The organism is Tenacibaculum sp. nBUS_03 (assembly GCF_051201695.1).
GTDB lineage: Bacteria > Bacteroidota > Bacteroidia > Flavobacteriales > Flavobacteriaceae > Polaribacter.
Genome location: NZ_CP179214.1, coordinates 3,241,557 through 3,262,709, shown reverse-complemented (window position 1 = coordinate 3,262,709; position 21,153 = coordinate 3,241,557). Strand labels below are relative to the sequence as shown.

Genomic DNA, 21,153 nt, shown 5'->3' with positions numbered 1-21,153 from the left:
ACGATTTTATGGTGTATACAGTTTATTTTTTATAGCATACATTACTAAACCAACTCTATTTCTAACATCTAACTTGGTAAATAAACTATCTCTATATCCATCAATTGTTTTAGGGCTTAGAAACATTTTTTCAGCGATTTCCTTATAAGTCAATTCTGAACAAGCTAACCGCATAAATTTCAATTCATTTTCTTTAAAGCTAACAGTGCTTCGTCCGTTTTTACCAGATACAGAATCTAGCAATAAATTAGTAACCTCTTTAGTATGGTAAAATCCATTTTCCATTAATTCTAAAAGTGCTTTCTCTAGCACTCCTTTCTGAGTATCCTTTAACAAATATCCTACTGCACCAGCTTTAAGCATTTTTAAAATGGTAGCATCTGCATCTTCAACAGATAATGCCATTACATTTACATTTGGATAATTTTCTACAATCCAATGAGTTGTTTCTATACCATTCATTACAGGCATATTAACATCCATTAATACTATATCTGGAATGTTTCTAGGAGATCCTAAAAACTTATCGGAAACTTCTTTTCCATTTTTACAAGTATATAAAACTTTAAATTTATCAAAGGTATTCACCATTCCTTCAATAGCTTGCGACAATAATGTATGGTCATCTACGACTACAACTGAATATTTCATAATATAGTAAAGTTAGGGTTATATTTAGGGTTTAGATGCTGGGGAAAGCTTAAAAATAGTAATTAATTGTTAAAGTTGTACCTTTTTTAGGCTCAGATTTTAAAGTTGCTTTGGCATTTATTAATTTAATTCTTGCCTTTATATTTTGCAAACCTATGCCATTTAAAGACACTTTTTCAATTTCAAAACCTACTCCATTATCTTTTGCTACAATATCTAAAACATTGTCTCTAAACTCTAAAACCACACTTAAATCAGTAGCTTTAGAGTGTTTAATCGTATTAGAAAAGAACTCTTGTAGCACTCTAAAAATTATAATTCCGTGTTTTTGATTTAGTTCTTTTGTTTCTCCCTGAATAGTTAAGCTTGCATTTATATAATTCAACCTATTAAAACGCTCAATTTCTAACTGTAAAGCATCTGTAAATTTTATATTATTTATAAACTCAGGATTTATAGATTTAGAGAGCGCCCTAATTTCTATTAAGCTTTTAGTAATCGTCTCTGTTATTCCCCCCATATTATCTGGAGACGCATGCTGTAATTGTATTTTTGCTAAAGTTAGAAGTTGCCCAATATTATCGTGCAACTCCCAACTAATATTCCGTAAAGTTTCTTCTCGTATTTCTATTTGTGTTTCTGCAATTTCTCTTTCAAACTGTTTTTTAATACTATTTCTTTCTTGTAATAATTTATTTTTTCTACGCTGGAAAACTGTAAATAATATTATCAAAAACAACACTCCAAAAACAACTAATACTGTTGATATTAAAACTATAACTTGCTCTTGTTCCAACTCCATAATAAACCAATTATAAAACAACTATGCATTACTATAGTTAAAACATGTTGAATTCTATATAACTCAAAAAAATTACTCCCTTCTTTCATAAAATTAAATATAGCTGTTAAAGGAAGTGTTCCTAAATAATAAAGCAGTAAGCCTGTTGATATCCAAAAAAAAATATTTTTTTTATAATTTACTATATCCTCTGACAATAACATTTCTCTTAGAAATAAAAGTAAGGTAACAGCTATAAATAAAGATCCAAAAACTGGAGCTATAGTATTTAACTTAGTTTTAAAAATTGAAATTCCATAAAAAAAACTACTACAAAAATATACTACATTATACAAAACTACACCTAGCTTAATTACCTTATTTGTAAGCCTATCCTCAGAAATATTTTTATATAAAAATAACAATATATTAAATTCTAAAAGAATCAATACATTATAAAAGAAATTATTAAATTGGAAACTTGAAAGCAAAAGAGCCAATGTCTCCACAAAAAACAGACAAAAAAGATAAAATACAAACAAATTAGTTTTTTGAGCCGAAAAAGTCGTTTTAAATTTTACTAAAAACATAACAAAACTAACAGCTGACAAAATATATCCTGTGTAGAAAAAAACCATTCTTAACTCTCATTTTATTTATATGGCGGTTGTGGCAAGCCTCTATCCCCTGCACCACTTGCCTCTTCCATATCATCTCCGTTTCTCAAACTAAAAGCAACTGTTTCTTTCTTTATTGATGGTAAACTATAATTATAGTCTTTTCTTTTACCTTCTTTATAATCTCCCTCTGAATCGTAAATCCAATTATATCCGTGTTTCACTAACATTTCTTTAAATGTTATTAACTTTCCTTGTTTAGCACTTTGCACTGGATCAAACAAAATTTGTTTCCCTTTAACAGTAGTTGATGGCATATAAATTAAACTACCATATCCCTTTTCTTCTTCTTTATGGTTTGGTTTTGCTGTAGCGATAAAACTAATTCCTGTAATTTCAATTTTTACTTTTCTACTCAAATTTTCTATGTGTCCTAAGTATTTTTTAAATTGAATAAAATCAAATGTATTAATTCGAGAATCTTCATATCCTAATGCTTTTTCAATAGGCTCTATCCTAGTAGTATCATAACTTTTTAGCATTTCAATAATCTCTGAGTAGCTTAACATTTCTTTTGTTCTTCCCTCATCTTTGTAACAAAAAATTCCTTTTTCATTTGCCTTTTCTAAACACTCTTCATAAGTACATTCTTTGCAAAAAATTCTTCTGAATATTCCAATTATTTTCTGTAAAATATTTTTTTTATTCATAATCCGTTTGGTTTTAATTCTAGTCAAATATACACTCTTGTTCTTTTGAAAAGCAAATCAATTTTATAAGAATCTAAGTAAATCAAGCTTTTACATAAAACAATCAGGAAAAACACCCTAAACCTAAAAGCTAATACCCTATTGGGTTTTCATGGATTTTACTGTTGTTTGTTTGTTAAAAAAAAGGCTAACAAAATAATTTGTTAGCCTTTATAAATATTTTAATTACCATGTCCTTCTGCATACGGTGGTTTTATATGACTTAAATTACCTGCACTACTCATTTTATCTTCCAAAACATCTCTGCTTCTAAAATTTTGTTTTTCTGTTTTTGGAAGGTTATTTCTATTTACATAATCTTCTTTACTATCATACACCCAATTATATCCATAGTAACTTAACATTTCTTTCATAGTAACTATTTTATCCCTTGTTGACTGTACTGGGTCAAAACAAATATTTTTCCCATTAATCTCAACAGTTGGCATAAACATATTTGTTTGATAATTAGGTATCCCACGCTCAGTATCTACTGGGTAAGCCGCAGAAATAAAATTAATTCCAGTTACTTTAATTCCTTTTTCTTTGGCTAATGCTTTTGCATAGTCAAAATAATTTTCAATTGTTTCTATTGAATAATAATTCATTCGGGTATCTTCAAACCCTAAAGCATTTTCTAATATTGGCTTTCTTGTTTTGTCATAATATTTCAACATCAGAACGAACTCCAAATAGTCTAGGTCATTATACGGATTTGAAACCTCGGCTGTTTCATTTTAAGAAGGTTCGTCAATTCTTTCTTATGAACAAGACATCATAACTAAAACAACAACCATAATCGATAACATCAATTTGTTTTTAATATTAAATTAAAAAATGTTCTAATTGTATGGTGGCGTTATATTTCCAAAGTTACTAGTCCCACTTTCAACATCATTCCTCTTAGATCTATTCTTAAAGTTTTGTTTTACTAACTCATTCGGCTCATTCCTAGCATCATAATCCTCCTTCGAATCATACACCCAATTATATCCATAACTCGCTAACATCTGCTTAACTGTAACAACATTTCCTTTTGAAGATTGTACTGGATCAAAGTTTATATTTTTGCCATTAATTTCTGTTGTCGGCATAAAAACCATTGTTTGGTAATTTTCATTTCCATGCATTCCTTTAGGGTAGGATGCAGACACAAAATTAATTCCTGTTACTTTAATTCCTTTCTCTTTGGCTAATGTTTTTACATAAGCTAAGTAATTTTCAATAGTTTCAATACTAAAGTAATTCATTCGGGTATCTTCGTATCCTAATGCATTTTCTAATACTGGTTTTCTTGTTTTGTCATAATCTTCTAACATAGGTACTAGTTCTTTGTAATTTAACGCATTGTAAGGGCGAGATACTTTTGTTTGCTTGTCTGTCGGTGCATCTACTAGTTTATCTTGGTTACAAGATGTAAAAATCATGGTAGCTAATGTTGCAACTACTAAAAATTTGTTTTTCATAAAAATTTATTTTAAAAAGTTAAAAATTATTTTTTGGCAACTACTTTTTCATGCAGAATAACACATACAACAAAATCATATACACCTTTATTTGAATAAGGTGTAATTAATGGTATACGTTAATATTAAAAATCTACAGGAAATTCATAGCCAATCCTTAACATCAAATATACTTTATTTTTTCAACAAAAAACATACAGATTTCCATAAAAAAACGATATCTCTTTTTCAACAACTAAAAAACGTTTTCTTCAGGAGAAAACACCTTAAAAAACAAACGGGTTATCACATACTCTTTATAGTTGTTTTACTTACAAAAACATTTCTAATTTGATTGAATTTTGCCATCAGTTATTTCGAAAAACTGAAAGGCGTTAACCGAAAAGCCTAATGATAAATAGAGTAGGTAAAAAATAAATATTATGCCAAATTTAGTTCCAGAATTGAATAGTTTAGATTTTAACGTGTATGTAGGTGAACCTTTACAAGCTGCAATACAAGCACAAACAGCTGCCTCAATGGCTACTGTAAACTTTATTAAAGAAGTTGGTTTTGAAAAAGACAATGACCCTAACACAGTTGATCAACTTCGTTATGTAGATTTTAAATACAAAAAATCAGTTCCTAATCCACATGTAGGCAAAACTGCCCAAGAATTAACAGATGAAGGCCTACCTGCTTCTACAAATACTACAAATAACTTTTTAGATAACGAAGTAGAAATTAAAGTTCCTTTTTTAACAATGCTAACAATTCCTTCAATACGAATTGATGAAGTTAATATTGATTTTAATGCAAGGCTAAGTTCTACAGAAACAAGAAATGTTTCTTCTGAGTTTGCGGCTAGTGCAGAATTAGGTATCAACTATAAAATAGTAAATTTCAAAGCTTCTGCTTCTTATAAACGTAACACTTCACAAGGAGTAAAAGTTGATAAAACTTATAACTTAGGAGTAAAAGTAAAAGCTGTAAATGACGAGTTACCTGAGGGCTTAAGTAGAATTTTAGACATGTTAGAAGATAGCATTGCCGCTGTTGCTTAACATTAACAAACAAAGAGGAACTATCTAAAAAATTATTTGAGCGTCATTCCTAGAAATTTTCATTTCATTCGTAATGACCATTTTTTAGATAGCCTCTTTTTAAAACTTATATTATGGTCAATTTAAATGAATACCTTGGAGGCATAGCTACTAGTGTTTCTGAAGCTCGATTAATGTCGGATTTAAAATCTTTAGAAATTGCAGAAAAATTTGCAAAACATGATTTATTAAAACATTTTTCAATTCCTCGTTTTAAAGCGAAAAACATAGAATTAACGATTCCTGTGGCTATTGGTGAATTAGAAAACAGTTATGAGAAAGAATATCAACCAATAGATAATATTGGATTTAATTCTAAAACTTACACCATTTTAAAAGACGCTTCAAAAACTACTTCTTTTGATAGAAAAACCTCTATAAACATACGGTCAGTTATTGCAAAGGAAACCGATGAACTTGAAAAAAACATAAAATCTACCGAAAACCAAGATCTTTACCTAAAACTATTTTCAGAGAGAGTTGCCGAAAAATTTCTTTCAGTTTCAAAAGAAAAACTAGATTATACTTCTTTAGTGAACAAATTAACTACTGATCTTAAACCTTCTATCAAAACTAGACAGTTGGTAAAACAAAACACAAAAGTTATTGTAGAGGCTCATAAATTGAATGAAATTAAACCCGAAAATATTGTTCAAATTAAAATGACTTTAAACGAAGAAAGTATGGAATGGTATACTTCAGAAAATGAAAATGGAGAGAAAGAATCAAAATTATTACCTGAATAAGTATGAGAAAATCCATAACAAAAATTACTTCAAAAATAAAAAATCAACTTTCTGAAATTCATGATTTAGTAAATCAATTAGAAAAGAAAAGTTCTCAAAGTATCAGAAGTATAAACGGCTGGTTACTAAATACCGAAAAAATGCTTCAAGAGCTTAACTTACCTGAATCATCTAAATTCTCAGTAAAAAGAGGAGAGCTAACAGCTTTTATTCCTAGTGGAAATGGAAGTAAAAAAAAGGAATATGCACATCTTGCTGCTACATTATTAACACAAGCACAACAAGATTTATGGGAAATTTTTTCTAGTTATTCGACCAAGATAGAAAACGCTTCAACTTTAATTAATCAATTGTTAGGTGTTATTTACCAAACCAATGAATTTAAATACGACACCAATGAAAACTTTACAGTTTTTCTAAACAAAGTATGGAGTTTCTGTTCTAATCACGAGCAATTAAAAGGAATAACCTCTCAAATATTATCACTAATTAATAGATCAGATGTGATTATAATTATGGCTGAAAAAATAGATTTAGAAAACCTATAATATCTAACTATATTTTTTATTTTTATCCTATGAATAAAATAGAACATATTGGTATCGCTGTTAAAGATTTAGAAAAATCTAATGAGTTATTTGCTTCTCTTTTTGGAGAACCACATTATAAAATTGAAGAAGTAGCTAGCGAAGGTGTTAAAACTTCTTTTTTCAAATCTGGTCCTAACAAAATAGAGTTACTAGAAGCCACAAAAGCAGATAGTCCTATAGCTAAATTTATAGAAAAAAAAGGAGAAGGGGTTCATCATATTGCTTTTGCTGTTGAAAACATTGAAAAAGAAATTAATAGATTAGAGAAAGAAGGCTTTACTGTTTTAAATAAAGTTCCCAAAAAAGGAGCTGACAATAAATTAGTTGCTTTTTTGCATCCAAAAACAACAAATGGAGTATTAATTGAACTTTGTCAAGAAATAGAAAACTCTAACATATAATCAATTATAAAATAACAACTGAGGTATTAACTGTTAATGACAATATCTTATTAAATAATAATTCCTCATTGAGCATTGACTTCTATTTAGTATCTTGCAGAGTTTATAAACTGACTTATTAAAATGAATACATCTTTTGATTCTTTTCAAAAACGTCGCTTACAATCTTCTTATGTTTCGGTTGTAGTAAGCATTGCTTTGGTTCTTTTTATGATTGGTATTCTTGGTTTAGTTTTACTAAAATCTACGAAAGTTGCCAATCACTTTAAAGAAAAAGTTGTGATGACTTTATTTTTAAAGGATGATATTTCTAAAGAACAGTTAGATAAATTTAAAACAACCATACAACAAGAAACACATACAAAGAACATAGCATACATAAGTAAAGAAGAAGCTGCTAAAGCGTATAAGAGAGATTTAGGTGAAGATTTCTTAAAATTTTTAGGTGACAATCCACTGAAAAACGGAGTAGACATATATTTAAATGCTACTTATGTTACTCCTGAAAAAATGCTAGAACTTGAAAAAAAATATAAAAAAAATAGTTTTGTAGCAGAAGTAAACTACGATAAACCTTTAGTTAAACTACTAACAAAAAACATTAAACGTATGAGTTTTTGGTTATTAGTTTTGAGTGGCTTTTTTGGGTTAGTTGCCATTATTTTAATCAACAGCTCTATCAGACTATCTATTTATTCAAAACGTTTTAATATAAAAACCATGCAAATGGTAGGTGCAACCAAACGTTTTATCAGAAAACCTTTTATTTGGCAAAGTATTAAACTAGGACTACTAGGAGCTTTTATTGCTTTTGTTGGTTTATCAATAATAATTTATTATGTGGATAGTTATATTCCTACTCTTGAATTAATTAAAGATTACATTTCAATATGCTATGTTGCTGGTGGTGTACTATTCATTGCTTTTTTTATTACATGGATTAGTACATTTTTTGCTACTCAACGATTTTTAAACTTACAAACTAACGACTTATATTATTAAAATTATATAGTGCTTGACTCAATATTAATTAATTACTTCATGCACACGCTAAATTTATAGTAATGAAAAACGAAAATAACGCAAAACAAGAATTTTTATTTGGTAAACGCAATTATATTATTATGCTTATTGGAATAGCAGTTATTGCACTTGGTTTTATATTAATGGCTGGTGGCGGTAGCGACGACCCTAAAGTTTTTAACCCAGATATTTATAGTTGGCGCAGAATACGTTTAGCCCCTACCCTTGTTATTATAGGTTTTGGTATAGAAATTTATGCTATTTTTGCCAATCCTAAAAAATAAGCATGGATCTATTAGAAGCAATAATTCTTGGAATTATTCAAGGATTAACAGAATTTTTACCAGTGTCATCAAGCGGTCACTTAGAGTTGGCTAAGGCAATTTTCGGGGATACCTCTGTACCCGAAGAAAGCTTAACTTTTACCGTAATTTTACATGCTGCAACGGCTTTAAGTACTCTTGTTATTTTTAGAAACGAAGTTTTAGAAATTTTTCAAGGCTTATTTCAGTTTAAATGGAATGAACAAACTAAATTCTCTTTAAAAATTGTCCTTTCTATGATTCCAGCGGTTATTGTTGGGTTATCATTTGAAGAACAACTAGAAAGTTTTTTTGGTGGTAAAATATTACTAGTTGGCTGCATGCTTTTAGTTACCGCTGCACTACTATTACTAGCTGACAAAGCCAAAAATACTACTAAAAATGTATCCTATTCAAACTCTGTAATTATCGGTATTTCACAAGCGATTGCAATGCTACCTGGAATATCTCGTTCAGGAGCAACAATTTCTACTTCTGTTTTATTAGGTGTTGACCGTACCAAAGCTGCTCGTTTTTCATTCTTAATGGTAGTTCCTTTAATTTTTGGAAAAGTAGCTAAAGATCTTTTAGGTGGTGATATTAATTTTCAAAGCTCCGAGACTATTCCTCTTATGGCAGGATTTACAGCTGCTTTTATTTCTGGTTTACTTGCTTGTAAATGGATGATTTCACTAGTTAAAAAAAGTAAATTATCTTACTTTTCTTTATATTGTGCTATTGTAGGTTTATTAGCTATTAGTTATTCTTTATTTTTTTAAATGACTGCAGAAGATTTTAAAAACGGACAGGTTTTATTGATTGACAAACCTTTAGAGTGGACTTCATTTCAAGTAGTAAATAAAATTCGCTGGCATATTCGTAAACAGTATAACATAAAAAAAATAAAAGTTGGGCATGCAGGAACTTTAGATCCTTAGCCTCTGGATTATTAATTTTATGTACAGGAAAACAAACTAAAAAAATTGAAACTTACCAAGGTCAAATAAAAGAATATACTGGTACTTTTACAATTGGATCGACTACTCCTAGCTATGATCTAGAAACAGAAATAGACAAAACATTTCCTATTGATCATATCACTGAGGACTTACTACATAATACTACCAATAATTTCATTGGTAAAATTCAACAAAAACCACCAATTTTTTCGGCTATAAAAAAAGAAGGTAAACGGTTATATGAATTAGCTCGTGCAGGTGAAACTACTGAAATAAAATCACGTGAAATTGAAATCACTGAATTTGAAATTACCAATATTAACTTACCTAATATTGATTTTAGAGTTGTTTGTAGTAAAGGAACATATATTCGCTCTTTAGCATACGATTTTGGCTTAGCTATTAATTCTGGTGCTCATTTATCAGCTTTAAGAAGAACAAAAATTGGTGATTTCTCTGTAAACAATGCTTTAAGTATTGAAGAGTTTATTTCTTCTATAGAAAATTAATACATTCCTTTACTTCTTGTAACTTAATCTTAGGAATACTATCATCAGATAATCGCTCTAAGGATTTAACATAATAAAACATTGCTTTTTTAGAATACTCTTTTGCTAGCCAATTACTGTCATTCTGAATTAGATTTAATGTTTTTATAGATACCTTTTTAAGTGATACAATTTACTCAGAAATGCTCTCTCCTCTTGTTTTTGAAAATCGAAATAAATACCATATAAACAAACACTAACACTACTATTTATTAAGAGTAATATAAAAAACAAATTATCCTTACGTTTTTCTATTTTCTAAATTTCACTTCAATCTCTTTTTCATACTTTGCTAACACTTTATTTGATAGTTTTCAACTATTAAGTTTATTATTAGCAATTGTTAATTTTGTTGTACCGTCTCTATCTATTGTAAACATTCTTTTTCATGAAAGTAATTTCTATGAGTGCCTAAATACTGGCCTCTACTCCTATTTCTTTTTAAATTATTGATTACTCCTAATACATTATTCATTTACAAAAAAGTATGGAACAATTTTTGGTTGAGTAGTCAAAAATTAATTTAACATGAAAAAACTACTGCTTATCAGTCTTCTAACCTTAACAACTTCATTATTCTCTCAAAGCGATAAAGCGCATCCTTTTTTTACTGGTGACCTTAATTTCACTCTCGGTATCAATGAAGATTATGAGCTATTTAATGACGATGATGAGAGCATGCTTAAGTTCTCCGCTTTAATGTTTAGAGTAGGAGCTGGCTATCAATTCGATAAACGATGGGCTGCAATCTTCAATATTGGATATGACCACCACACAAGGTTTAACATCAATTCAATACCAACATATGGTACCCTCCGGTACAATATATCAAATGATGGGTATGATTCTTTTTTTACTGAAGTTAGTTATGGAAAGATGTGGAGACCTTCTCATAAATATGAAAATGGGAACTATTATAAATTTGGTTTTGGCTTTCAAATAGGATCGAGTTCTCACTGGCATGCAGTATTGAAGCTCGACTTTCATAGAAAAAAAATAGCGCATTTTAAAAACGGTAACCTCGATAGTCTTTCTTTTGGAATAGGATTTAGTTTCTTTTAATAGAAATAAAAAAGAGGTAAATAAACTAATAGAGGTGAAAAGATATTTACTTAACTTGTTTGTCTAGATATATATTATATAGACCAAAACATAGGAGAAAGCATCTTAAATTTTTTAGATACCTTTAAATCTGATTTAGATTGCCATTAATTAATATCTGGGTAAGATTAAATGGCCAGAAGGTTTTACCTGTAAAAAATGTGGTCATAATAAATGATGCGTAAATCTAATTTTGCTAGAGATTGTAATTTATTTCATCATATAGAGAGTCCTAGTGCTAATACTTTATTTCACAAGGTAAAGTTTGGGCTTCGTAAGGCTTTTACTATTGTTTTTGAGATGAGTGCTTGAACTAAAAGTACTTCTGCTTCTCAAATGGCAAGACTTTTAAATATTAGTAGACCTACTGCTTGGTTATTTATGCACAAAGTCCGATTAGCCATGTCTAGCAGTGAGCAACATCCTATTGATGGAGATGTTTTGATTGATGAATTTGTATATGGAGGTAAAGAAGACTTGAAACAAGGAAGGAGCAATGATAGTAATAAGATGAAAGTCGTTTTGGCAGTAGAGAAGGATGATGAAAAAAAGAATAAAGCTTATCTATTTTAAAACCATAGATAATTATACATCAGAGGAATTATCTAAAATATTTGTGAGTCACATTGACACAAAAGCCAATGTAACTGCAGATAAATGAACTGGATACAAACCATAAAAAAAACAGTACAACATCACTCAACTAAAAGATGTTTTTGAAATTAATACCATTCATCAAGTAAAAGAAAGTTTAAGAAGTGTCTATTATTAGACGGATGATGGGCATTTTCAAAAACACTTGGATGAATACAGTTGTCGTTTGAACAGGTCAATACACAAGCAAACTATTTTTGACAACCTAATTAAAAGAATGATCTAACACGAAAGTATTCATTATTATCAAAATAAAATAAGTACTTAAATTAACACCTCTAAAAAGATATTAAGTCTAGCAGTAAACACCTGTATTACTTGCAATGGATTTGTTATTTTAGCTTACATTTAAGTACTAATTTTTACTAGAAGAAATAATGGATCAAATAGATAAAAAAATTTTAAATATACTCCAAGAAAATGCTAGAATGAGTTATTCAGATTTAGCTAAGAAAGTTTATCTTTCCCCGCCTGCACTAAAGGAACGAATTATAAAAATGGAAGACCATGGTGTTATAAAATCTTATGATATCAAACTAGATTATAAACTACTGGGCTATGATATTGAAACTTTCATGACAGTTAATTTATTTCATGGAAAATTAAAAAGTTTCTTGAGTATTATTAAAACTTTTCCTGAAGTAAAAAAAGCATATCGAATTACTGGTGAGCAAAATGTTATGCTTTTTTTAGTACTTAAGGACAGGCTTCATTTACAAGAAATAATTGATAAATTAATGAAATACGGAGATACTAAGTCTCATATTATTTTATCAGAAATTTCAATAGAAGAGAACTACTTAAAATAATATTAATACCCTTTTGTAAAATCAACAATATTATTCAACTTTTCACCTTTCTCAACCTTCATGATTTGCTCCACTATTAACTCACAAGAATCTTTAGGATTATTCAATGCCGCTAAATGCGGTGTAATTCTTATTCTTTGATGACTCCACAAAGGAGATTTTTTAGGTAAAGGCTCATTTTGAAAAACATCTAAAGTTGCTCCATTTAAAACACCTTTATTTAATGCCCAAAGTATATCATCATCTTTTTGCACTCCTCCTCGACCACATGAAATAAAAAACGCTCCTTTAAAGGAATTATTTTTGGGTAAGTCTTCTAGTAAATCTCTATTGACTAATCCTTTTGTCTCTTGTGTTAGTGGTAAAAGTGAAATCAGAATATCACTCTTTTTAACCATATTTTTAAGTCCTGTTTTCCCTGAAAAAGTAGTTATTCCTTTAATCACTTTTTTAGTTCTACTCCAACCTAAAACATTATATTTCATAGTCTCTAAAAAACTAGCTATTTCACTACCAATAAATCCTAATCCTAATATTCCTATATTTATATCTTCTGCTTTTGGTTCTTGTAAAGTAATCCACTTTCGTCGTTTTTGTGCTTCCTCTAATACATGCATATTCCGATGATAGTACAATACACTAAAAAGTATATACTGTAGCATAGAATCTTTTAAATCTTCAGGGACAATTCTTATTATTGGCACCTCAGATAGCTGACTAAACTTCATCAGGTTATCAACACCTGCTCCCGTATTAAATACAACTTTTAAATTCCTTAAGCCGTAAAAAAAATGTTCTTTTGGCTTCCAAACAACAGCGTAATCAATCATTTCGGGATCATAAGCATCAACCTCTGCTCTGTATACCTTATAATCAGGCAAGTAATTTTCTAAATACTTCACCCAAATACTCTCGTCTTTATTAAAAAGCGAAATTAAAACACTCTTCATTTAATATTAAAAAAATAAATTATTCGAATTAATTACTTTTATATGATATTGATCATACAGATCTAATACTGCCTTATGTTCTGCAACAGATCGATCTCCACAACAATCTTCTAAAACATAGACTTCATAACCTCTTGAAAATGCAGAATTTGCAGAAAACATAACACAAGCCTTCGTTAGTACTCCGCAGAAATACAATCGATTTATTTGGTGTTTTTTGGCATAAATGTCAAAAGCATCTCCCACACTGGAAAATAAGTCAAAAGTATGCTTGGTAAATAGTACTTCGTTTGGTAAGGGTTTAGCAAAAGGGGCTATATCACCATGCCCATCACCAAAACCTAATGGATGTAACGTATACCACCAAGGCATCCATTTACTTTTTTCTTTATCATCTTTCTCATTCGCATGAATGATAAACATATTTCTATCTCTTGCCTTAGAGAGTAAATTTTTAACATTATTAGATAGTTGTGGAAATTGAGCCTCAATACTACTAGGAAATTTCTCGGAAGTAGTATATAGATATTCTTTTTGAAAATCTATACATACGATAGCGGAATGTTTTTCAAAATTATCTATCATCTTTCAAATAATTGGGTTGTAATGTTTTGAAAAGCTTTAAACTCTATAGCATTTCCTGACGGGTCTAAAAAAAACATCGTTGCCTGCTCTCCTGTCTCTCCTTCAAAACGTATGTATGGATCAATGATAAACTTCACCTCTTTCTTTTTAAGGTTTTCTGCAAGTTGCCTCCAAATAGACATGGTTAAAACTACTCCGAAATGCGGAATAGGAACATTTTTACTATCTACTAAATTGGTCGTATTCTCTTCTATTTTATCAAGATTTTCTTTCTTGTGGAGAACCAATTGGTGTCCAAAAAAATTCAAATCTATCCAAGTACTAGAGCTCCTTCCTTCAGAGCATTCCAGGACCTCTTTGTAAAATTTTTTAGATTTCTCTATATCTTGCACAGGAATCGCCAAATGAAATGGTAAGATTTCTTTCATAATATATTCGATTTTTAATTAATACAAATTTATCTACATTCAAGGCCATCCTTATTTCAAAAATAAATAGGAACTTTATTTTTTCTTTATAAAAAATTCTTTTCAATACATTAATCTTTAATTTTTAAAGTCTATGGTAAAAAAGAGCTTGTGTAGATTTTTTATCTGTCCAAATAAACTAATTACAAGTACCTTAAAACTCACAATCTTGCTATTTTATAAAAAGATGAATATTATATATAGTTAATTAAAGTTCAAATCGATTACATATAAAATAAATGAGCTTACTAAGTTTTAAGTAACATAAATATGGAATTCATATAATGATTGTTGTGCTTAAAAGTATTTATTCGGGTGAAAATCGTTCGTTTTTTGTATGAGAAACTTTCTAGTAGTAAAAATCAATTGTTTTCAATATATTTTTAATTAAAAACACTTTAACTGACATTTTTTTAAGCTTGAAGTTATGTTCAATATCTCTCTATACACATTTACCAAAAACACGATAGAGAATTCACATAAAAGATTAAAATATTTAATTTTTTAAAATTTGATTTAGAGGTGTAAAGATATTTACTTGACTTGTTTGTCTATATATATATATTATGGATTAATGCAAAGGAGAAAGCATTTTAGATTTTTTAGATACCTTTAAATCTGATTTAGATTGCCATAAATATTTGGGTAAGATTAAATGGCCAGAAGGTTTTACCTGTAAAAAATATGGTCATAATAAATGATGCGTAAACCTAATTTTGCTAGAGATTGTAATTTATTTCATCATATAGAGAGCCCTAGTGCTAATACTTTATTTCACAAAGTAAAGTTTGGGCTTCGTAAGGCTTTTACTATTGTTTTTGAGATGAGTGCCTGTACTAAAAGTACTTCTGCTTCTCAAATGGCAAGACTTTTAAATATTAGTAGACCTACTGCTTGGTTATTTATGCACAAAGTCCGATTAGCCATGTCTAGCAGTGAGCAACATCCTATTGAAGGAGATGTTTTGGTTGATGAATTTGTATATGGAGGTAAAGAAGACTTGAAACAAGGAAGGAGCAATGATAGTAATAAGATGAAAGTCGTTTTGGCAGTAGAGAAGGATGATGAAAAAAAGAATAAAGCTTATCTATTTTAAAACCATAGATAATTATACATCAGAGGAATTATCTAAAATATTTGTGAGTCACATTGACACAAAAGCCAATGTAACTGCAGATAAATGGACTGGATACAAACCATTAAAAAAACAGTACAAACTCACTCAACTATAAGATGTTTTTGAAATTAATACCATTCATCAAGTAAAAGAAGGTTTAAGAAGTGTCTATTCTTGGATGAATACAGTTATCGTTTGAACAGGTCAATACACAAGCAAACTATTTTTGACAACCTAATTAAAAGAATGATCAAACACGAAAGTATTCATTTTTATCAAATTAAAATAAGTACTTAAATTAACACCTTTAAAAACTAATTTACCTCTTTTTTATTTCTAAAGCTAGTATCTTTATTTTTTAACAAATTTAGCCATTTTATAATTTTCTACTTTTAAGAAATATACTCCTACTGAGAGATGACTCAACATTAATTTTTTATTGTTTAAAACCCCACTTCCGACTTCTTTTCCTAAAAGTGAATAAATTTTATATTCTTTATTAAATAAGTCAGAAGATATTGTTAAAAACTCATCTGTAGGATTAGGATAAATCTTAACGGCTTCTTTTCCTAAATCATCTATATGAAGAGTACCTAATTTGAAATCGATAACTGGAGAATATACTTTTTTTGTAGCATTAACTGAACTATTACCGTGCTTTGTTACTATTGTTCTTCGACTAGATATTGTCATTTCGACTTGATAGCTACCTGCTTCTTTTGGATTATACAAACTATTTGTAGCGCCAGGAATCCTATCATTAGTACCCACGTTGATCCATTGATAATTAATAGCGTCTTTATAACTTACCTCTAATGTATTTTTATTTTGAACAACTGTATTATCTATATCAACCGCTTCTAGGGTAACTGTAAATTCAACTGAAGTACAATTATTAGAATCTCGTGCAACAATAATATGGCTTCCTGAAGGTAAATCAACAAATTTATTTGAAGCCTTAAAAGTATCAGCATTTAACTTAAATTGATAAACGCCAGAACCGCCTGTCGCATTTACTTCTATTATTCCACTAGGTTCATTTCCTGAAGGGGTTAAAACAACAGAATTAATAGTTACAGCTAAAGGTTCTTCAATATTTATTACATCAGTTTTATAGGTAGTAACTCCATCAGAAACTATTACCTTATAACTTCCTGAATTACATATTCTAAAAAGACCTGTAGTATTTTCAACAAGTATAGTACCTGTAGAATCCTCTAAATCATAGCTAAATGAACCTAACCCACCATCTGCAGTAACCTTTATCTTTCCACAATCTCCTGAATACGGAATGGGCTCCACGTCAACAGATGCGGATAAGGGAGCACTAACTTCATAAACTTTTATGGTTACTAAAGCTGAATCACAAGCTTGCGGAGTTCCATCATCGCATAGCTGATAGACAAAGCTATCTTCTCCAGTAAAATCAGCATTCGGAGTATAATCAAATGTACCATCAACATTCAAAATTAACGTTCCATTACTTACATTAATAACTGGAATTACACTTACCGTTTGATTGTCCCCCTCAGAATCTTCGTCATTAAACAATACATTTCCAGATATAGAACTGTTTGAATAACCATCAAAAAAGTCATCATTTGCATTGGTTGTATTTACTGAATTTATAATAATTGCTACCGGAGCTGAACTACACAATGAACTATTTGCGTCACATATTTCATATTGAAAAATATCTTCTCCTACAAAATTAGTATTAGGTGTATAGCTTATTACATCATCTCTTATGTCACCTACTGTTCCATTATTATTTATCGAGACTACACCATTAGAAGGAGTTGACACTACCAAAGTCCCCATAACTGGTACGTAATCATCATTCTCAAATACATTAATTACTATTGTCTCATTCTGATCTACTTCAAAAAAGTCCTCAATTGCATTAGGAGCATTAGTATTCTTATCCCCAAAACCATCCAGACCATCTACGCTGTCTGCTATTCCATCTCCATCGGAATCAATTCCACTATCAACTACAACTCCTGTTCCTCCACTGTAGGATCCGTTGGATCAGTATCATTTACATCTGAATTTCCTGTATCTCCAAATACTAAACCTTCTTCATCTACCTCATCTAAAATCCCATCACCATCACTGTCTGAACCATCTACCAATCCATTTCCATCTAAATCATCGTTCCCACCTTCTTCTATATCATTAATACCGTCATCATCACTATCTAGATCATTATAATCGGACACTCCGTCTCCATCAGTATCAGTATTATCTGATTCTCCTCCATTACCTTCACCAAACCCAAAATTATCACTATCAACACTATCAACAATTCCATCTCCATCAGTATCACCACCATCAGCAATTCCATCATTATTAATGTCTACATTTCCATCTTCAATAACATCATTAATTCCGTCATTATCACTATCAAGATCTAAGTAATCAAGTACCCCATCTGCATCAGTATCAGGCTCAGACATATTTTTAGAATCATCATCTTGTCCATCTCTATCAACATCACTATATCCAGTATCATTTGAATCGATTACTCCATCGCCATTAGTATCTAAATAACCATTACCGCCTTCATCTACATCTAAAATACCATCATTATCACTATCTAAATCTAAACTATCTGGTATTCCATCGCCATCAGTATCAAATCTCTCTTCAAGTAGATCTGAAATTCCATCATTATCATCATCAGTATCTATACTATCAGGAACCCCATCACCATCGGTATCAGAACTTTGACTATTAATAATCACAACACCTGAATTCATACAATTATTAGAATCTCTAATTATAACCGTATAACTACCCTCTAATAAATTGACAAAAAAATGAGAACTTATAAATGTAACTCCATTATCTATACTATATAAATAGGGAGGTTTTCCTCCTGAACCATTCACAACAATTTCTCCATCATTGGATCCAGAGGAATTTACTATTTCAGTCGTGAACTCAAGCTTAGAAGAAATCAAATGTGTTGTTTTTACTGAGGTGCACCCTAATTCGTCTTCTACCGCTACAGTATATTCACCAGGAGTTAAGTTTTTAAAAGTATAGGTATTTGAATTTACAGGAGTCGGAACCCCAATAACAGTATCATTTAAGATAAACCTATAATTCCCAACCCCTTGCACCACTGTTACTAACAGTTCTCCATTAGTCCCATCAAAACATAAAGTTGGATTTACATTATATGCTATTTCAACTGGAGAATCAATAAACATTGTATCAATTACCATACAATCATTAAAATCTCTAACATAAACGTTATGCTCTCCAGGAGCTACATCTAAAAAGGTTGATGAACTTTGCCAAGTTGTACCTTTATCAATACTGTATAAATATGATGATTCGCCTCCAATGGCAGTAACCTCAACTGTTGCTCCCGAATCACAACTCGCCCCTTTTAATAAGGTAAGGTTAACAGTTAAAAGTGACGGCTCGCTAATAATAACCTCTCCCAAATCAATAACGCAAGAGGCCTGAGAAGTATCACTAGGTCTAACAAATAAATTATAATTACCAGCCGACAAATCATTTATTGTTAATGGACTTTCATATCCTGTAGCCCATGTAACTCCTCCATCAATAGAATACTGATAGGAAGAATTATAATTTTCAACCTTAAAAGTAATTTCACCGTCACTTCCTTTATTACACTCTACATTGGAACTATTAATAATTTCTGAAGCAAACAATTTATTTTCTAAAATATTAACCGTAATATCTTTGGAACAATCAGGAGCTATTTGAACTGTGATAACGTGTTCACCAGGAACTAGTGTATTAAATAGGTTTGAACTTTGCACTAGGCCACCATTAAGTTGGTACCTATAATTAACATTCGCAGGACTAATCGAAACATTACCTGTGTCATCACAATTATATGTTATTTCACTGCTTAATTCTAGTATTTCAGGTATTGGGTCAACAGTTATTGTTCCTACTGATACGATACAACCGTTAACATCACGAACAGTTAAAACATAAGTGCCTTCAATTAAATTTCCTTTTATCAAATTGGGTGAATACACTTCATTAACCCCATATTGATATGGAGGTAGACCTCCTGTAGCAGGCTCAAAAGTAATCTCCCCTTTTGTTGTGCAACTGTAATTCTGAGTAAGAGAAGCTGAACTGCTAAGTGCTAAAGACTCATTTATTGTAATTTGACTTGACTCGATACACCCCATAGAATCTCGAACAAACAAATTGTAATCTCCAACTGTTAATCCATTAAAGACATTATTAACTGAATAAGTTTGAAATACATTTCCTGAACTATACAAACTATATTCATAACTACCAGAACCTCCGGTTGCTTGAACTATAAAACTTCCTGTATCACCGTTACAAATTGGTTGATTTACCATAGTAGAAACAAAAAGAGCAGGTGGTTCAGTTATTGTAAATTCGTTAGATACCATACACCCATCAGAGTCAATAACAAATACTTTATATAAACCTGTAGTTAAATTATCAAAAGAACTATTATATGAGTATGCATGAATTACTACTCCAACACTATTTTCAATCTGGTATTGATAGCTTCCAGAACCTCCAGAAGCAAAAATGTTAACACTACCATCAGTTCCATTGCATATGGGATTATTAACTTCAATTGAAAACTCCAAAGGAGGCACTGGAATAACTTCTACTGTTTTTTTAACCTCGCTGAAGCCAATATTACCTTCATTGTCTCTAACATAAACATCGTATTCTCCTGAGGAGACATTAAACACGTTAGTTCCAGAAAATGAACTTGGCGATGGTAAAGTATTTGATAAAGCTATTGCATAAACATAAGCTCCAGTTCCTCCTGAAGCATTTATTCTAACCTCTCCAAGATTACAGTTTTGATTTACAACATCAATTGTTGCTTTTAAAGCTTGGGATTTTACAAAAAGGGAGCATAAAAAAAACGAGAATAGTAGTATTTTATTCATCATAGATTCAATTATTTTTTTTCACAAAAATAAAAATAAAAATCGTTTTTTTTACGTTTTTATAGCAACCCCAATAACATTCTAACTGGAATAGGTTTTAACTTTTTTATTATTTATAAAAATCTATTATACCAACTCTCTGTGATTGGTACTTCCCAATGATTTTCTAATTCTCCTTTTGTTTGAATCAAATTATCAAAAACTATAGTTTTTGGAGACACTGACTTTTGCTTTAACATCTTTTTAAAATCTTTCAAATCTTTATATTGAACAAATTCTCCTTGTTTAAAACATACATTCATTTTGTCTAATAATTCAACACCATATTTTTCTTGTAAACCAAGAATAAAAGCTACCTGACTATCAATATCTTCATTTTTTAACTCCACATCTTCAGTAGCATAAAAAACAATAAATCTATTGTAAACTAATTTATATGATGCTTTAAAATTTTCATCTTCAAACTTCCATCCAGCTGTAAAATTTTCTAATTCTTCTTTAATTCCTTCAATCTCTTGAGGATAAAATTTTCTACTTGATGGATACACCCACACCTTTGCCTCATTAGACAATAAACCACAATCTATCAACATATTACTTTCTTTTAAGCTGCAA

21 protein-coding genes and 3 pseudogenes are annotated in these 21,153 nt (G+C 30.0%); 12 read left to right on the top strand and 12 right to left on the bottom strand.

The annotated features are described in order from the left end of the window. Window positions 1-6: 6 nt before the first annotated feature. The 6 genes from ACMFBB_RS14895 to ACMFBB_RS14870 form a co-directional block, all read right to left on the bottom strand. Complete coding sequence (locus tag ACMFBB_RS14895) at window positions 7-654, bottom strand: response regulator transcription factor (RefSeq protein WP_435264317.1); 648 nt, start codon at window positions 652-654, stop codon at window positions 7-9. 46 nt (window positions 655-700) lie between these two features. Next, the gene (locus ACMFBB_RS14890; RefSeq protein WP_435261537.1) at window positions 701-1,453 is read right to left on the bottom strand and encodes a sensor histidine kinase; all 753 of its coding nucleotides are present in this window, start codon (window positions 1,451-1,453) and stop codon (window positions 701-703) included. Next, the gene (locus ACMFBB_RS14885) at window positions 1,426-1,857 is read right to left on the bottom strand and encodes a hypothetical protein (protein ID WP_435261536.1); all 432 of its coding nucleotides are present in this window, start codon (window positions 1,855-1,857) and stop codon (window positions 1,426-1,428) included. Before ACMFBB_RS14885 ends, ACMFBB_RS14890 begins: the two co-directional genes overlap by 28 nt. Window positions 1,858-2,084: 227 nt before the next feature. Beyond that, window positions 2,085-2,759, bottom strand: a complete 675-nt coding sequence (locus ACMFBB_RS14880; protein WP_435261535.1) for a hypothetical protein — start codon at window positions 2,757-2,759, stop codon at window positions 2,085-2,087. A 221-nt stretch (window positions 2,760-2,980) separates the two neighbouring features. Continuing rightward, the gene (locus tag ACMFBB_RS14875; RefSeq protein WP_435261534.1) at window positions 2,981-3,475 is read right to left on the bottom strand and encodes a hypothetical protein; all 495 of its coding nucleotides are present in this window, start codon (window positions 3,473-3,475) and stop codon (window positions 2,981-2,983) included. A gap of 165 nt (window positions 3,476-3,640) precedes the next feature. Then, complete coding sequence (locus ACMFBB_RS14870; protein ID WP_435261533.1) at window positions 3,641-4,264, bottom strand: hypothetical protein; 624 nt, start codon at window positions 4,262-4,264, stop codon at window positions 3,641-3,643. 422 nt (window positions 4,265-4,686) lie between these two features. Between ACMFBB_RS14870 and ACMFBB_RS14865 the strand changes: the two genes are divergently transcribed. From ACMFBB_RS14865 to ACMFBB_RS14815, 11 genes and pseudogenes are all read left to right on the top strand, one after another. Next, window positions 4,687-5,307, top strand: coding sequence for a DUF2589 domain-containing protein (locus ACMFBB_RS14865; protein WP_435261532.1), 621 nt, complete (start codon window positions 4,687-4,689; stop codon window positions 5,305-5,307). A 113-nt stretch (window positions 5,308-5,420) separates the two neighbouring features. After that, the gene (locus tag ACMFBB_RS14860) at window positions 5,421-6,092 is read left to right on the top strand and encodes a hypothetical protein (RefSeq protein ID WP_435261531.1); all 672 of its coding nucleotides are present in this window, start codon (window positions 5,421-5,423) and stop codon (window positions 6,090-6,092) included. A 2-nt stretch (window positions 6,093-6,094) separates the two neighbouring features. Further along, window positions 6,095-6,640 carry a hypothetical protein gene (locus ACMFBB_RS14855; protein WP_435261530.1) on the top strand — a complete coding sequence of 182 codons (546 nt, stop codon included), beginning with the start codon at window positions 6,095-6,097 and terminating at the stop codon, window positions 6,638-6,640. Between the two features lie 29 nt (window positions 6,641-6,669). After that, on the top strand, window positions 6,670-7,083 hold the full coding sequence (gene mce, locus ACMFBB_RS14850; RefSeq protein WP_435261529.1) for a methylmalonyl-CoA epimerase: 414 nt from the start codon (window positions 6,670-6,672) through the stop codon (window positions 7,081-7,083). Window positions 7,084-7,206: 123 nt separating this feature from the next. After that, entirely contained in the window at window positions 7,207-8,085 is an 879-nt protein-coding gene (locus tag ACMFBB_RS14845; RefSeq protein WP_435261528.1) for a cell division protein FtsX, read from the top strand. A 62-nt stretch (window positions 8,086-8,147) separates the two neighbouring features. Then, window positions 8,148-8,390 carry a DUF3098 domain-containing protein gene (locus ACMFBB_RS14840; protein ID WP_435261527.1) on the top strand — a complete coding sequence of 81 codons (243 nt, stop codon included), beginning with the start codon at window positions 8,148-8,150 and terminating at the stop codon, window positions 8,388-8,390. Between the two features lie 2 nt (window positions 8,391-8,392). Continuing rightward, entirely contained in the window at window positions 8,393-9,187 is a 795-nt protein-coding gene (locus ACMFBB_RS14835; RefSeq protein ID WP_435261526.1) for an undecaprenyl-diphosphate phosphatase, read from the top strand. After that, window positions 9,188-9,876 (top strand): annotated as a pseudogene (truB, locus tag ACMFBB_RS14830) (tRNA pseudouridine(55) synthase TruB). Between the two features lie 567 nt (window positions 9,877-10,443). Beyond that, a complete protein-coding gene (locus ACMFBB_RS14825; RefSeq protein ID WP_435261525.1) occupies window positions 10,444-10,977 on the top strand; it encodes a hypothetical protein in 534 nt (177 codons plus the stop codon). A gap of 78 nt (window positions 10,978-11,055) precedes the next feature. Then, window positions 11,056-11,896 (top strand): annotated as a pseudogene (locus ACMFBB_RS14820) (IS1595 family transposase). 151 nt (window positions 11,897-12,047) lie between these two features. Continuing rightward, window positions 12,048-12,479 carry an Lrp/AsnC family transcriptional regulator gene (locus ACMFBB_RS14815; protein ID WP_435261524.1) on the top strand — a complete coding sequence of 144 codons (432 nt, stop codon included), beginning with the start codon at window positions 12,048-12,050 and terminating at the stop codon, window positions 12,477-12,479. Window positions 12,480-12,481: 2 nt separating this feature from the next. On the opposite strand, the gene ACMFBB_RS14810 is transcribed toward ACMFBB_RS14815, so the two are convergent. From ACMFBB_RS14810 to ACMFBB_RS14800, 3 genes are read right to left on the bottom strand one after another with little or no spacing between them, the layout of a single operon-like run. After that, entirely contained in the window at window positions 12,482-13,429 is a 948-nt protein-coding gene (locus ACMFBB_RS14810; RefSeq protein ID WP_435261523.1) for a 2-hydroxyacid dehydrogenase, read from the bottom strand. A 6-nt stretch (window positions 13,430-13,435) separates the two neighbouring features. Then, a complete protein-coding gene (locus tag ACMFBB_RS14805) occupies window positions 13,436-14,014 on the bottom strand; it encodes a cysteine hydrolase family protein (RefSeq protein ID WP_435261522.1) in 579 nt (192 codons plus the stop codon). Continuing rightward, window positions 14,011-14,442: a VOC family protein gene (locus ACMFBB_RS14800; protein ID WP_435261521.1), complete on the bottom strand. Its 432-nt coding sequence runs from the start codon at window positions 14,440-14,442 to the stop codon at window positions 14,011-14,013. The genes ACMFBB_RS14805 and ACMFBB_RS14800 overlap by 4 nt, the downstream gene beginning before the upstream one ends. A gap of 629 nt (window positions 14,443-15,071) precedes the next feature. Between ACMFBB_RS14800 and ACMFBB_RS14795 the strand changes: the two are divergent. Further along, window positions 15,072-15,895 (top strand): annotated as a pseudogene (locus tag ACMFBB_RS14795) (IS1595 family transposase). Between the two features lie 54 nt (window positions 15,896-15,949). On the opposite strand, the gene ACMFBB_RS14790 reads toward ACMFBB_RS14795, so the two are convergent. From ACMFBB_RS14790 to ACMFBB_RS14780, 3 genes are all read right to left on the bottom strand, one after another. Further along, window positions 15,950-17,539 carry an Ig-like domain-containing protein gene (locus ACMFBB_RS14790; protein WP_435264316.1) on the bottom strand — a complete coding sequence of 530 codons (1,590 nt, stop codon included), beginning with the start codon at window positions 17,537-17,539 and terminating at the stop codon, window positions 15,950-15,952. Between the two features lie 53 nt (window positions 17,540-17,592). Continuing rightward, complete coding sequence (locus tag ACMFBB_RS14785) at window positions 17,593-20,541, bottom strand: hypothetical protein (protein WP_435261520.1); 2,949 nt, start codon at window positions 20,539-20,541, stop codon at window positions 17,593-17,595. Between the two features lie 110 nt (window positions 20,542-20,651). Continuing rightward, window positions 20,652-21,131 (bottom strand): ABC transporter ATPase, encoded by a 480-nt coding sequence (locus ACMFBB_RS14780; RefSeq protein WP_435261519.1) that lies wholly within the window; start codon window positions 21,129-21,131, stop codon window positions 20,652-20,654. Window positions 21,132-21,153 lie beyond the last annotated feature (22 nt).